This window comes from Aquibacillus saliphilus, assembly GCF_020404745.1.
GTDB classification, from domain to species: domain Bacteria; phylum Bacillota; class Bacilli; order Bacillales; family Amphibacillaceae; genus Aquibacillus; species Aquibacillus saliphilus.
The window spans coordinates 1-14,525 of sequence record NZ_JAIZAP010000015.1; the positions used below are offsets into that span (position 1 = coordinate 1).

Sequence of the window (14,525 nt, forward strand, 5' to 3'; positions counted from 1 at the left end):
CAATTGGATGAAGGTATTCTTTAAAAACAGATTTTGTGTTATTATTGTCCATGTGAACTCCTTATAATTAGGATTTGGACAGGACTTAGTACCTTCTGCCACTAATTATAAGGGTTTTTTTTGATTTAATGAATACTATAATCTCCCATAATTTCCATTTAATTGAATTAAATGAACACTTGACATTGTCGTTATCTTTTAATGCAACACTAGTGATAATTTCCTAAATAAGAACAAAAGCGGTTGAACTTAACTTAAGTTCAGCCGCTTCATTATTTTCTTCACAAGAACCTTCCCCTGGATGATTTGTGCTTTATAAAAGATATCAACCGAATTAATTTATATATCTTTGTTCTTCCCTTTTACTTTCGGCAGCATTCTTAAGATATATTTCAAATTGCTCAGAATTAATTGGTTTTGAATACAGGTAGCCTTGACCAAAATCACATTGATATTCTTCTAGGATTCGTGCTTGGTATTCTTCTTCAATCCCTTCTGCAACAACATTAAGCTTTAAATTTTTGCCCATTTCAATAATCGTTTTTATCATTGAAAGGCTGGTTGGACCCCCAATATCATCAACAAATGATTTATCAATTTTTATCGTATCAATCGGTAACTCTTTTAAAATGTGCAAGGATGAATATCCGGTACCAAAGTCATCAATGGAAGTACTGACCCCCATCGCTCGCAGCTTATACAATGTATCAGTTATTTCCACTATATTTTTCATAATGCTTTCTGTTATTTCAAGTTCTAAATATTCTGGATCAAGACCAGTGTCTTCTAAGGCCTCTTTGACCATCGTTATAAAATCAGAATGTTCCAATTGGCGCACAGATACGTTTACAGACACAATCAAATATCGAAATCCTTTGTCATGCCACTCTTTCGTTTGTTCACACGCAGTTCTGATTGCCCATTCTCCGAGCTCTAAAATCTGACCAGTTTCTTCAGCTATAGGTATGAATTCAACCGGTGCAATCGAACCAAGCGTTGGATGATTCCATCGCATTAATGCTTCCATGCCAATAATCTTCTTTGTATGTAGTTCCAATTTGGATTGATAAAAAAGGGATATTTCGTTCTGTTTTAAACCCTTTCTTAACTCATTTTCCAATTCCACTTTTCTTGTCATTAATTGATTTAACTCTGTATTGAAGAAATGAAATTTATTCTTACCATCCGCTTTTGCATAATACATAGCGGCGTCTGCACTTCTAAGTAATAAATCCCCCGTATCACCATGAGATGGATACATACTAATACCAATACTAGGAGTGACAACAATTTCATGATGTTTCACGACAAATGGCTTATCAAAGGATGCAAGGATTTTTTGCGATATTTGGATACAAGTTTGTTCAGATACATTTTCGACAAGAATGACGAACTCATCCCCACCAATTCGGTAAATCAGATGAGAGCCTAACGAACACTTCAATCGTTTCGCAGTTTCCTCCAAGATACAATCACCAATAACATGGCCTAGTGTGTCATTTACATTTTTAAAACGGTCTAAATCCATCAAAAACATCGCCATTGATTGCCCTTCATCGTTGGTAGCATCCATCATTTTCTCAAGATTTTTTTTGAAGCTAGTCCGATTACCTAATCCTGTCAATGGATCATGATAAGCTAAAAATTGATATTCTTTAATTAGTTCCCGGTTTCTTTTCAAGACTAATACTTGCCGTCCCATAATCAGCAAAAAAGTAACAGTAAGGCCACTGCTCAGAGCATTAAGTGCCCAATTATAACTATTCATTACAAAAAGAATCAGCAAAAACACAATGAAATAAGGGAAAACAATTTTTATATTTTTAAAGTTACCACTCTCTTTCGTTTTAAATTGCTCTGTAGTCTCTTGTGAATTTCTACCTGCTAGAGCAATTAACAATAAACCAACTGTATAATGAAGGTTAATAATGTATCCTGGTTGCAAAATCCCAATAGATAGTTGAGCGCCCATGTAAAAATCAGCAACTACCATAATCCCAAACCCAGAAATGACCAATAACAAATTCCATTTTTCTTTACTGTACTGTGAAAGGTAAAAAAGCGAAATAATTAAAAACAGTATACTCCAGCTAATTATTGGATACATCACAATTGATATAGCTATTAAGAATGAAACATCGGATACACCCATAACAGGCGCAATTAAAAACTGAACACTTATCGAAGTAGCAAATGTTATAAAAACAAATAGATTAAAAAGGTTTGATTTATTTGTCAGCCGAAGACTAATCGATTTTGTTTTCTGAATTAAAGCAATTAGGAAAAAGAAGTAAGCTGCTATACGTAGAAAATAAGGTATGTTCGGAAATTTGATAACTGTCTCAGTCGATTGAAGATAAAACATTATTAAAACAGATCCAAGATAAAAAATTGTTCCAATCGATAACAATAACCAAAAATATCTTTGACTATTAACAGAAATCCTTCGAAAAGCCGCAAATAACCACACAAACGCGATTACCCCAACAATTACTTGGATAATATAAGCAGATGAAATTCTATATAACTCATCATTATAAAAGACTAAACTACCTGAATAAAATAGAATACAAATCCCAATAATAGAAAGGCTTGCTGAACTTCTAGTTAAAAAAATAAAATCGCCTCCAATGTTATTTAAGGTTCAAATTTCAAGGCGCAAAAAGGTTATTTCCGTAGGGAAATAACCTAAAATTACAGTTATTCCTTTGGTAGCTCAGCCACCTTAGGATCCTCTATCCCGTAGGTCTGTAGCTTTGCGTACTCATCTTTCAATGAGTTTGCCTTTTCAGTGAAATTAATATAGTTATTTAATACTATTAAATAGTTAACTCTATAATTAGATTTTACTATAGTTAGTAGGCAGTTTAATACAGTTATCTCAAATAGATGTCGTTTTTTTACAGAAAATACATTTTTTCGACATTACTTTATAAATGATGGACTTGTGATTGATTTTAAAAGAGTATAGTTTTATCTAGAAATAAAGTACTAAAGCACGTTTGAGTATCCAAATAAAATTGATTAGTAAAGAGAAGGGATTGTTTATACCTTGAAAAAAGTCGCCGTCCTTACCTCTGGTGGGGATTCACAGGGAATGAATAGCGCTGTCCGCTCTATTGTTAAAACTGGACTTCAAAATGGGTTTGAAATGATTGGGGTTAAAAGTGGTTATAAAGGCTTAATGAAAAAGGACTTTTTTAAATTGGAATTAGAGGATGTTGGCGATATCCTCTATCGAGGCGGAACTTTTCTACAATCTGCACGATCAGAGGCATTTAAAACAAAAGAAGGACAACTAAAAGCGATCAGTAATTTAAACGCAGCAGCTATAGAATATTTGGTCGTTATCGGTGGTGATGGTAGTTACCGAGGTGCAGCTGAATTGAAACAACGCGGAATTAAAACATACGGACTTCCTGGAACCATTGATAATGACATCCCTTTAACAGATTACACAATTGGATTTGATACAACCTTAAATGTAGTGACAGATGCAATAGGAAATCTTAGAGATACCATGAGTAGTCACGAACGAGTTAGTGTCATTGAAGTAATGGGAAGAAATTGCGGTGATATTGCTCTACAAGCTGGGATATCTAGTGGTGTTGATGCGATTTTAATTCCTGAATTTAAGTCGGACATGAAACAGATTTATAAAAAGTTAATGGATGGTTTTGAACAAGGGAAAACACATAGTATTGTTATGGTTGCTGAAGGTGCAGGAAGTGCCGAAGCTATCGCTGAACTGATTAAAGAACATACAGATTTAGATACTCGGGCTACTGTGTTAGGACATATCCAAAGAGGTGGTACACCCTCAGCCTTTGATCGTATTTTCACGAGCAGGATGGGACACAAAGTGATTGACTTAATAAACCAAGACCTAACAGGTGTCGCTTTAGGTATGGAAAATAACGAAATCACCTACCATACATTTGAAGAGATTTTTAGTGCTAAAAAGGTTGTTGATAAAAAGTTATATAAGATATTTGAGGATCTTGTCTAGCTGCCCAATCTGAATATTAATCTAAATAAAATACCTCTTGATCAATAAGATGCATTTTGGGATTATTTCCTCTATCCATTGCCAAAATATCACTCATATACTTTTGCCACGTGATATTGGCAGGGTTATTTTCTAATTTTGCCATCGCTTCTTCAAAATTTGCTACCTCCATGTAGGCATATAACTGATTTCCATTCATAAAAATGCTGTAATTACTTATTCCAACCTCTTTAAGAGCTTCTAATAACTCTGGATGCACTTCCTTGTGTCTTTTTATATATTCTTGTTCTGATCCCTTTTTACATTCCATCAAAAAAATGTATCGAGCCATAATGTTCCACCTCATTAATTAAAATTTTTTATACACTTATTCATCCTAAGCTAACACTTTACAAAAACCATGGGAGAAAATACAAGCGCCAAAATTATGGACTTATTTCCTCCCTGAATTTAGCAAGATTCCATTATTCTATCTATCCTCGACGACAATATAAGTTGCTTTTATCGGTCCATGCACACCTACCACAAGATTCATTTCAATATCCGCACTATTACTTGGACCAGTAATGAAATTAACACAGGAAGATATTCGTTCTCCACTTTCGACCCGTTGATGAATTTCCCTAGTTGCTTGTGACATTCTAGGAACTAGGGTGCTTTTTGGAACAATCGCAATGTAAGTAGCAGGAAGCAAACTAACTGATCGACCCTTTCCTTGATCACTGAAAAGAACTACAGTGCCCGATTCTGCCAAAGTGATATCACTAAAAGTAATGCCTACGTCCGCTTTTTCTGCTAGTCGGATACTTTCTTCGCCACTTGAGGCATCCCACTGATTAACAGTAATTCCATCCTCTTCGTTCCAAGACTTAAATTGATTGGTAAGTCCAAACGTAGTAAAACGAGGGTCATCCCATGTTACAACGTTTTTCCCATTCCAGCCTTTTATGACGTCACGTATTGCTTGATTCAAATTACTTTGGTTTGTTCGAACGAGGTCTGTATGAATAAAATCGCATTGTTTCTCTAACACATCGACTAATTGATCTTCAGTGTGGTCTTTTAGTACACTCCATTGTACCTGGTTACTCCATCTAGGTCGCTCAACGCCAGAAGTTTTTCTTGCCCGACCTAGATTATCAGCAATTTTATCTAGGAATGCTTCTCTATTTTTAATGTCACCCTTGACCATGCCCTGTTCCTCCCTTCTCTCTAGTTTTAAACCAATCTCTGAATCTCTCTTTCTGTGGGACCGGCAAATCACGGATATTTGTCCATGGCTTAATTGGCCCTGGTCCTTTTACAATTGATCCATCTTCTACGAATGGTGTAACTAGAAAAGGTGCCATTTTCGTTGCAACATTGAATAATTTTGAAGATCTGGTTACCCTACTGAAACCCTGCATGACTAACCTTTCCGCCAAACCTGATTTTTTCTCCTCTTCAACAATGTTCCGACGATGCGTTATCAGTTGTTCATGTAGCGGAATTTTAACTGGGCAAACTTCGGTACAAGCACCACATAAAGATGATGCGTACGGCAATTCTTTGTAATCGTCATATCCTCCAAGTAGCGGGGTGATTACTGCACCAATTGGTCCAGGATAAATAGATCCATAAGCATGACCACCAACATGACGATAAACCGGGCATACATTAATACACGCTGCACAACGGATACAGTGAAGTGCTTCTTGAAACTCTGACCCTAGCATTTTTGACCTTCCATTATCAACAATCACTAAGTGAAATTCTTCTGGACCATCAACTTCATCTTCGTCCTTAGGACCAGTTAATGCTGTCACATAGCTAGTAAGCTTTTGTCCTACTGCTGCTCTTGTTAATAGACTGACTAGAACATCCAGCTCTTCCCATGTCGGAACAATCCGCTCCATTCCCATTACAGTTATTTGTGTTTTGGGAAGGGTAGAAACCATTCGCGCATTTCCTTCATTTGTCACTAAAGCAAACGAGCCCGACTCTGCTACAGCGAAGTTACAACCGGTAATTCCAACATCTGCAGATAGGAATTCCTTTCTAAGCTGCTCGCGTGCGAAAAGCGTTAATTCTTCAGGTTTTTCCGTATTGGTATATCCTAACTTTTCTTTGAAAACATCGCGGATTTGTTCCTTATTTTTATGTAAGGCTGGGGCAACTATATGAGATGGCGGATCATTGTCATCAATTTGAAGGATGTATTCACCTAAATCCGTTTCGACTACTTCACAGCCGTTTTCTTCTAAAATATCATTTAATGCTATTTCTTCAGTTACCATAGATTTTGATTTTGCTATTTTCTTAGCATTTTTCTTAGCAATTACTTCGCTAACATACTGATTGGCATCATCAGCTGTTTCCGCAAAATAAACATGCCCACCTCGCTCAGCTACCTTTTCGCTCAGCTGTTGTAAATAGAAGTCCAAATTTTCCATTGTATGACTTCGTATTTCTTGACCGAGATCTCGCCACTGATCCCAATCACCTAATTCTTCTGCTGCACCTGCGCGATTTGATTGCAATCTACCTTGGGCCGAACGAACAGCACCTCGCATGAAATCGTCACCAAGACCTTTATCTACTCGGTTTGTAAATTCCTTTTCTCCAATATGCATTGGCATTAGACTTCACCCCGACTATTTAATATTTCAGCAATATGCATTACTTTTACCGGCTTGTTATTACGTTTAATCCGTCCTTCGATATTCATCAAACATCCACCGTCTGCTCCAATTAGAATCTCTGCTTCTGTCTCTTCAATATGTTCCACTTTTTCATCAACCATCTGCTCCGAAATAGCTGGCATCTTGATAGAGAATGTCCCACCGAATCCACAACAATCATGGCGATTTGGAAGATCTACCATCTCTAAACCCTTGACATGACTCAATAGTTTAAATGGCGCTTCCTTCACACCCAACAAACGGGTCATATGACAGGACGTGTGATAGGTTGCTTTCGCATGAAATTCAGAACCGGTATCTTCAATTTTTAAAACTTCCGTTAAAAACTGGGTAAGCTCATACGTCTTCTCTTTTAACTTAATAGCTTTTTCCTGCCAAACAGGGTCATCTTCAAACATAGATTCATACTCATGAAACATATACGCGCATGAACCAGATGGACTGACCACATATTCTGAGTGAGCAAAACTAGTAATCATATTTTTAGCAGCCGCCTTCGTATTTTCACGATAGCCGCTATTGTACGCTGGCTGGCCACAGCAAGTCTGTGTTTCAGGAAAATCCACCTCACAACCAAATCGTTCTAATAATTCAACAGTTGCTTTACCTGCATTGACGTAGAATACGTCCCCAAGACAAGTAATAAATAAGGAAACTTTCATTTCTTTCCCTCCTAAAGATACAAACTTATAGAACTTAAATTACTACGGATACATGAAAGAAAACCACCACTAGAAAGAGTTAAAAGACTTCTACTAAAATGGTGGCAGGTACAATCATGATTAATTCGATTTAATTAAGTTAAGCGAATGATTTTCTAACTGCTGAATTATCTGAGGACTAACTTGACTGTCTGTTATAACATGGTCAACTGCATCCAGACCATTTAATCTAGAAAAAGCCTGGACACCGAATTTACTATGATCAATCATAATGTAAGTAGAATCCGTAATATCAATCATTTTCTTTTTGATTCTCGCTTGTTGTTCGTTTGATTCACTAATACCATGAGTTAAATGTAGTCCTTTACACGAGATAAATGCTTTATTTACATGGTAAGTATCTAAGGATGATTCAGCTAAGGGGCCAACAAAGGATAATGATATTGGCGCTAGAATCCCTCCTGTTGATAAAACAGTTATTTCTTTCTTAACACTTAATTCCATAACCACTTTAATAGAGTTAGTTACTACCGTAATAGGGATATTTGGTAATGATTTCGCCATATACCATGCTGTAGTACTCGCATCGAGTATTATTTTATCCCCTTCGTTCACTTTTTTTACTGCTTCGAGCGCTATTTCTTTTTTTTCTTTAACGTTGGTTATTTCCCTCTCCGAATAGGAGAGCTCTACTGCTTCACTAGGTTTCACACTGAATGCACCACCATGACTCCTAGCTAATTTTTTCTCTTTTTCTAACTTTTCTAAGTCTCTCCGAACAGTCTCTTCTGTCACAGAAAAAATGGCGCTTAATTCAGTTACACGAATACTTTTCCGTTCATTTACTAATTCTACAATTTTAAGTTGTCTCTCTCCAACAAGCACTAATGTTCCCTACTTTCGTTATTCAGCCGTTTCAATAGACCTATTGATTAACTCCAATTATATTTATTAATAAGAAGTTAATCAACATCCTATCCACCATTTGAGAAAGATTATCTGGTAAATGCAGCTGCAACTCCACCATCAACAGTTACCATACATCCAGTTGTTTTTGCAGACCTTGAGGAAGCTAAGAATGCAATTGTTTCTGCAATGTCCTGTGGTAAAATATCAACATTTAGAATTGTTCTTTTACGATAATGAGCTTGCAAATCATCCGTCCCTATCCCATATGAGGCAGCTCTTGCTTGTTTCCACTCTGAATCCCATATTTTCGAACCACTAATTACCGCATCCGGAAGGACCGAATTAACGCGAATACCATGTTCTCCACCGTCAGCAGCAATTGTTCTTGCTAGATGTACTTCTGCAGCTTTAGCTGTGCTGTATGCAGCAGCATTTTTGCCAGCATAGATTGAGTTCTTCGACCCAACGAATACCATATTCCCACCAAGCTCTTGGTGTTTCATTAATTTAAACGCTTCTCTAGCAACTAAGAAATATCCAGTTACTAATACATTCATATTCAGATTCCATTTATCAAGCGTTGTTTCTTCAAATGGACTTGAACTAGCAAGCCCAGCGTTATTGACGATAATATCTAATCCACCATAAGTTAAGACAGATTGACTGATTGCAGCTATTACCTCTTCTTCCTTCGTAACATCCATTTTCACTGCCAATGCACGGTTCTCGCCAAAACTTTCATTAAATTTCTTAGCAACATCCTGAGCACCCTCTAGGTTAATATCAGCAATAACCACATGAGCACCTGCTGATAGAAGTCGCTGACATGCTGCACTACCAATTCCACCAGCACCGCCAGTTACAAAAGCAACTTGACGTGAAAAATCTGCTTCTGGTGGAGCAAGACTTAGTTTGTATAACTCTAATGGCCAATATTCGATTGCAAACGATTCCTGCTCATTCAATGAGACAAATTCACCTAATACAGTAGAGCCTCTCATTACTGAAACGGCGCGGTGGTAAAGTGATTCGCTCACCTTAGCAGCAGTAAAGCTCTTACCGGTATTAATCATTCCTACACCCGGAATTAGAATGACTCTTGGTGCCGCCTCAACCATCTGATCTCCATCAGACTTGTTTCTCTCAAAGTAACTAATATACTCCTCTTTAAAAGAAGTGATAGCAGTTTTGATATTGTCAATTAGACGATTAACATCATTACTACTAGGATCCCAATCAACAAAAAGCGGTACTCGTTTTGTATGTACCAAGTGATCTGGACATGCAGCGCCAATTTGAGAAAGTACCTTCGCATCGTTACTATTTACAAACGATAACACGTCATCACTATCATCAAAGGTAACTAACATTTTTTTAGTAGAATCACTTACTTGGCCACGGACGACTGGTAAGACCTGAGTCAGAATTTCTCTTCTTTCTTGTTCCTCCAATGAATCATGTTTAGATCCACCAAATAATCTTTCATTTTTCGCTCTTTTTTCTATATAGTCTTCAGCTTCTTGAATAATAGAAATAGTTTTATGATAACTCTCTTCTGATGTTTCTCCCCATGTAACCAAACCATGCTTCTCCATGATGACTAGCTCGGGATTCGGATGATTTTGTACTCCCTCTGCTATCATTTTGGATAGCTTGAATCCTGGACGAATATACGGTACCCAAACGAAGCGGTCACCATAAATTTCTTCTGCAATTTGTTTACCGTTGTCTGCACAGGCAATACTAATAATTGCGTCTGGATGTGTATGATCGACATGCTTAAAAGGTAAAAATGCATGTAGAAGCGTTTCAATCGAAGAACGAGGATGCTTTGAATCAATCATACAATGCGCTAGATAATTCACCATATCTTCATCTGACATATCATCTTTTTCCATTAATGGTTTAATGTCTTCCATTTTTAACCCAGTGAAATTCTTGCCTTTCATGGTAGCCAAATCTGATCCACTACCCTTTACCCACATAACCTCTATTTCCTTACCTCGAAAGTCTGTTTCCATTGATTTTGTGGAAGTATTCCCACCACCCCAGTTTGCTACAGAACGATCTGACCCTAATAAATTGGATCGATAAACCAATTCCTCTAAACCGCTTTCAAATTTCGTTTGATTATTACCCCATTTATTTTGAACCAATACAATTCACTCCCCTTTTGTTATTAAATAAAGAATAACATATCTTTGTTTGTTTTTGAATAGTTATTTTTAAGTTTGATTATTAAATAAAAGGTGTTTGTTTTCATTTGGTAGTTTATCTGTTTTTAAAAGAGCGGAACAAAAGCGAAGGGCGCCTTGTTACGCGCTGGAGTTGGACGTGGCTAACTTAGTAATTAATTATTCACAGAGCAATCCATTTTATAATTTCCTAGACCGTAAGAAAAGAGATAATCGCCTACATACCGATTATCTCTTTGACTATCGTATTAAAGGAATTCACTATTTGGTTCTACACCGAAAACCTGAGCTAACTCGATTAATTCTTGATCCGTAATTGCTTGTTTCATTCCACCTTGATGGGAGTTTACGAGCATATAAATCTGAGCTGCCTTTTCGGCTGTTTCAATCAAACCAAATGCCTCATCAATTGATTGACCTGCTCCGAAAATTCCATGGTGTGGCCAGATTACTAGTCGGTAATCGGTCATTTTTTTAGCAGTTTCTTTGCCGATTTCATCTGTACCTGGTACCATCCATGGTAAAATAGCAACCCCTTCAGGAAATACCACAATGCATTCTGTACACATTGTCCAAAGTGTCTTTGAAAAGTTTTTTTCATTTAACTGATGAGTGAAGGTCATTGCAATAATGTTTGTAGCATGATTATGCATAATCACCCTGTGATTTGGATCCTTATCTAAGCGAGTAATATGGCTTCTAAAATGTGCGGAAAGCTCACTAGTTGGCACCCCGTCGCCTTCTAATCCCCATAGAAGATCAGCGCTATTTCCATCGTCATTTACTTTAATAATGGCAAGACAGTCAGCGGGATTAGAGCGCACATTCTTAAAGTATTTACCTGATCCGGTTACGATGAAAAACATATTTGCAAGTTCAACAACCGGAAAGTCTAGCGGGATTGTACGTAACACCTGATTGGTATCGATATATGGACTAACTTCCTCTTCCTTAAGAAGGTAACTAATGTTGCCACCATTCCGTTCATCCCACCCAAAACGCCACATATTGTATGTTGTTTCCATCATTTCCTTAACAAATGGAGCATCTAAAAGTAAACGTTCATTTTGTACCTCTTCAAATTTTTTCATTACTATCTTCCTTTCATTTTACAAGTTATCTCCAAACCGAAAGATTGTGAAGTACTGAATTATCTATTTTCATTTTATCCTCTTACAACGAAAAAATCAACACAAACAAACAATTAATTTTTGTTTGTGTTTGTTTTGTGAAATTTTAGATAATGTTAATGTTGATTCACGATCCTATTATCTTATCTCGCATACAAAAAGAGTCTAGTGATTTTCAAGATCAATAGACTCTCATCGTATATTTTATCTTTTTGATAAAACTTCTTTTTCATAACTTTGTATATCTTCTAACCAGGTTTCTTTTACGGGCACTCCCATTTCCTCACAATAGTAATCCCATATAGCTCCAAATGGATACGTTTTAAACTCTTCCATTAGTGCTAATCTTTCTGTGAAATTACCCTCTTCTTGTAACTGTTTTAAATAATCATTAGGTACAAGCATTGCATACAACAGCGCTTTGATCATATTCCTTGTTCCAATCGTCCAAGCGGCTACACGATTTATACTAGCATCAAAAAAATCAAGACCAATCATTACTTGATCTAGCGCATCATTACGAACGATTTCTAAACCGATTTCGCGTAACTCGTCATCAAGAAGCACAACATGATCACTGTCCCACCGTACTGGTCGTGATACATGTAAAGCAAGCTTGTCATTATAAAGAAGCATAGCAGATATTTTATTAGACACTACTTCAGTTGGATGGTAGTGACCGGTATCTAGCAAACATAATTTATTGTTTTTCAATGCATAGCCCATATAAAACTCATGAGAGCCGACAACATAAGCCTCTGAGCCAATCCCAAATAATTTGCTTTCGACTGCATCAAGATTATATTTTTCATCAATGTTAACTTGAAAAATCTCATCTAGTGAATCCTTCAACCTTTTTCTCGGAGTCAACCGGTCACTAGGAATATCTTTGTAGCCATCTGGAATCCAAATATTCGTTAGTGCAGGCGTTCCTAATTCTTTTCCAAAATATTCTCCAATTTTACGACTTGCCACACAATGTCTTATCCAGAAATCTCTAATTTCTTTATCGGGATGTGCTAAGGTTAAACCATCATCTGTTTTTGGATGAGAAAACAATGTTGGATTAAAATCTAACCCTAACCCATTTTCCTTTGCCCAGTTGACCCAATTTTCAAAATGCTTCGGTTTTAATTGGTCTCTATCTACCACTTCTCCATTTGTTTCAGCATAGATAGCGTGTAAGTTAACACGGTGTTTTCCAGGGATAAGTGAAAGTGCTTTTTCAAGATCCCCTCTTAACTCTTCAGGTGTAGTAGCTTTTCCAGGATAGTTACCTGTAACGTCAATTCCACCAGATAACTCTTGCTGATTGGTCTCAAAACCACCAATATCATCACCTTGCCAACAATGGATTGAAATAGGTACGTTTTTTAACTGTTTTAGTACCTCGTCAACATCTACTCCCCACTTTTGATAGTCCTTTTTTGCTCTTTGGTAATTTTCTTTAACAGACATAATCATTCCTCCTATTTTTACTGATTAATAAATTGTTTAATTTCAAAAGAGTGCTTAATAATCTTTCTCGCATCACTAACATTGTCTATTTCACCTAGTCCTATTAATTGTGAAACAATATTACCAATTGCTGTTGCTTCCACAGGCCCTGCTAGTACTTCTTTTTTAGTTGTATCTGCAATCAGCTGGTTAAGCATCTCATTTTGGCTTCCTCCACCGATAACGTTTATTGTTTTAAACTCTTTTTCATAGATCTCTTCAATTTGATCAATCGCTGTTTGATAGCTCACTGCTAAACTATCAAACACACACTTTGCCACTTCACCTGGTGTAGAAGGAATGGGCTGTCCTGTCTCTCTGCAATACTCCCTGATTTCTTCAATCATATTATCAGGCATTAAGAAACGGTCATCGTCCACATTTACCTTTGATTGAAAAGCAAGTGACTGATTTGCTAGTTTGACAAAATCAGAAAAGCTATATTGGTCATCATAATTCCTTTTTACTTCCTGAATCATCCACAGACCCATAATGTTTTTCAGGAAACGATAGTGATAATCTAATCCACCTTCATTAGTAAAATTATAATCCAATGCCTTGCTGATACAGATTGGAAACTTATTTTCAACACCAATTAGTGACCAGGTTCCAGAGCTAATGTAAATCGTATCGTCTACTTCTGGTACCGAAATCACCGCAGAACCGGTATCATGTGTTGCTGGTAACAACACCCGCATGTCAAATCCAAACTCAGCTACTAGCTCCTCCTTCAGATTTCCTAAATCAGTTTTAGGAGGTTTAATCTCCTGAAACATTTCTTTATTTATACCTAATTGATCTAATAGCTGATAATCCCATTTCTTTGTAAATGCATTAACTAATTGTGTTGAAGTTGCATTTGTGTATTCATTAGCCTTTTTTCCAGTCAATAAATAATTAAAATAATCTGGTATCATTAAAAACGTTTTAGCCTTCTTTAGTATTTCGGGATTTGTTTTTTTAATAGAATATAGTTGGTAGATCGTATTGAATTTTAAAAATTGAATCCCCGTTTCCAAATACAATTTTTCTTTGCTAATGATTTCAAAGACCTCATCCATTATTCCGTCAGTCCTTGAATCGCGGTAGGCAACCGCTTCAGTAAGAAGTTGATCATTTTCATCCAATAATACAAAATCAACTGCCCATGTATCTATTCCAATGCTTTCAGGCTGTAATCCTTTTTCTAAGCATTGTCCTATACCAGTCTTTATTTCATTAAATAGTAACTGTATATCCCAGCAATAATGATTGTTTTGTTTTATCATCTTGTTTTCAAATCGATAAACCTCATCAAGCTTCAATTGGTTATCTTCTATAAATCCTGCCATTACCCTTCCACTAGAAGCACCGATATCAACAGCCAAACTACATTTGGTCATCCCTTTCACCCCTTATTGAAAGCGCTTTATAAATATAATACTAACGGAAAAATCGGATTG

Annotated in this window: 11 protein-coding genes and 1 riboswitch; of the genes, 1 reads left to right on the forward strand and 10 read right to left on the reverse strand. The window is 36.6% G+C overall.

All coding sequences use genetic code 11. The features are described 5' to 3' along the window. Positions 1-334: 334 nt before the first annotated feature. Positions 335-2,470: an EAL domain-containing protein gene (locus LD272_RS21660; protein ID WP_226037395.1), complete on the reverse strand. Its 2,136-nt coding sequence runs from the start codon at positions 2,468-2,470 to the stop codon at positions 335-337. A 237-nt stretch (positions 2,471-2,707) separates the two neighbouring features. Then, positions 2,708-2,795: riboswitch (cyclic di-GMP riboswitch) on the reverse strand. Positions 2,796-3,052: 257 nt separating this feature from the next. Here LD272_RS21660 and pfkA point away from each other — a divergent pair. Beyond that, positions 3,053-4,009 carry a 6-phosphofructokinase gene (gene pfkA / locus LD272_RS14795; RefSeq protein ID WP_226037396.1) on the forward strand — a complete coding sequence of 319 codons (957 nt, stop codon included), beginning with the start codon at positions 3,053-3,055 and terminating at the stop codon, positions 4,007-4,009. 16 nt (positions 4,010-4,025) lie between these two features. Here pfkA and LD272_RS14800 read toward each other — a convergent pair whose 3' ends face one another. From LD272_RS14800 to rhaB, 9 genes are all read right to left on the reverse strand, one after another. Beyond that, the gene (locus LD272_RS14800; RefSeq protein WP_226037397.1) at positions 4,026-4,340 is read right to left on the reverse strand and encodes an L-rhamnose mutarotase; all 315 of its coding nucleotides are present in this window, start codon (positions 4,338-4,340) and stop codon (positions 4,026-4,028) included. A 138-nt stretch (positions 4,341-4,478) separates the two neighbouring features. Beyond that, a complete protein-coding gene (locus tag LD272_RS14805; protein ID WP_226037398.1) occupies positions 4,479-5,201 on the reverse strand; it encodes a LutC/YkgG family protein in 723 nt (240 codons plus the stop codon). Then, positions 5,188-6,627, reverse strand: coding sequence for a LutB/LldF family L-lactate oxidation iron-sulfur protein (locus LD272_RS14810; protein ID WP_226037399.1), 1,440 nt, complete (start codon positions 6,625-6,627; stop codon positions 5,188-5,190). The genes LD272_RS14805 and LD272_RS14810 overlap by 14 nt, the downstream gene beginning before the upstream one ends. After that, entirely contained in the window at positions 6,627-7,352 is a 726-nt protein-coding gene (locus LD272_RS14815) for a (Fe-S)-binding protein (protein ID WP_226037400.1), read from the reverse strand. Before LD272_RS14815 ends, LD272_RS14810 begins: the two co-directional genes overlap by 1 nt. A 120-nt stretch (positions 7,353-7,472) precedes the next feature. Further along, positions 7,473-8,237, reverse strand: coding sequence for a DeoR/GlpR family DNA-binding transcription regulator (locus LD272_RS14820; RefSeq protein ID WP_226037401.1), 765 nt, complete (start codon positions 8,235-8,237; stop codon positions 7,473-7,475). Positions 8,238-8,347: 110 nt separating this feature from the next. Next, on the reverse strand, positions 8,348-10,417 hold the full coding sequence (locus LD272_RS14825) for a bifunctional aldolase/short-chain dehydrogenase (RefSeq protein WP_226037402.1): 2,070 nt from the start codon (positions 10,415-10,417) through the stop codon (positions 8,348-8,350). A 287-nt stretch (positions 10,418-10,704) separates the two neighbouring features. Then, positions 10,705-11,547 (reverse strand): rhamnulose-1-phosphate aldolase, encoded by an 843-nt coding sequence (rhaD, locus tag LD272_RS14830; RefSeq protein WP_226037403.1) that lies wholly within the window; start codon positions 11,545-11,547, stop codon positions 10,705-10,707. 243 nt (positions 11,548-11,790) lie between these two features. Further along, the gene (gene rhaA, locus LD272_RS14835) at positions 11,791-13,044 is read right to left on the reverse strand and encodes an L-rhamnose isomerase (protein ID WP_226037404.1); all 1,254 of its coding nucleotides are present in this window, start codon (positions 13,042-13,044) and stop codon (positions 11,791-11,793) included. A 17-nt stretch (positions 13,045-13,061) separates the two neighbouring features. Beyond that, complete coding sequence (gene rhaB, locus LD272_RS14840; RefSeq protein WP_226037405.1) at positions 13,062-14,465, reverse strand: rhamnulokinase; 1,404 nt, start codon at positions 14,463-14,465, stop codon at positions 13,062-13,064. Positions 14,466-14,525: the final 60 nt, after the last annotated feature.

What these genes read in the sequence shown, in the direction of transcription:
- LD272_RS14800 (WP_226037397.1), bottom strand. Translation starts at nt 4,340, where the DNA reads ATGGCTCGATACATTTTTTTGATGGAATGTAAAAAGGGATCAGAACAA.
- LD272_RS14815 (WP_226037400.1), bottom strand. Translation starts at nt 7,352, where the DNA reads ATGAAAGTTTCCTTATTTATTACTTGTCTTGGGGACGTATTCTACGTC.
- LD272_RS14810 (WP_226037399.1), bottom strand. Translation starts at nt 6,627, where the DNA reads ATGCCAATGCATATTGGAGAAAAGGAATTTACAAACCGAGTAGATAAA.
- rhaD (WP_226037403.1), bottom strand. Translation starts at nt 11,547, where the DNA reads ATGAAAAAATTTGAAGAGGTACAAAATGAACGTTTACTTTTAGATGCT.
- LD272_RS14805 (WP_226037398.1), bottom strand. Translation starts at nt 5,201, where the DNA reads ATGGTCAAGGGTGACATTAAAAATAGAGAAGCATTCCTAGATAAAATT.
- rhaB (WP_226037405.1), bottom strand. Translation starts at nt 14,465, where the DNA reads ATGACCAAATGTAGTTTGGCTGTTGATATCGGTGCTTCTAGTGGAAGG.
- rhaA (WP_226037404.1), bottom strand. Translation starts at nt 13,044, where the DNA reads ATGTCTGTTAAAGAAAATTACCAAAGAGCAAAAAAGGACTATCAAAAG.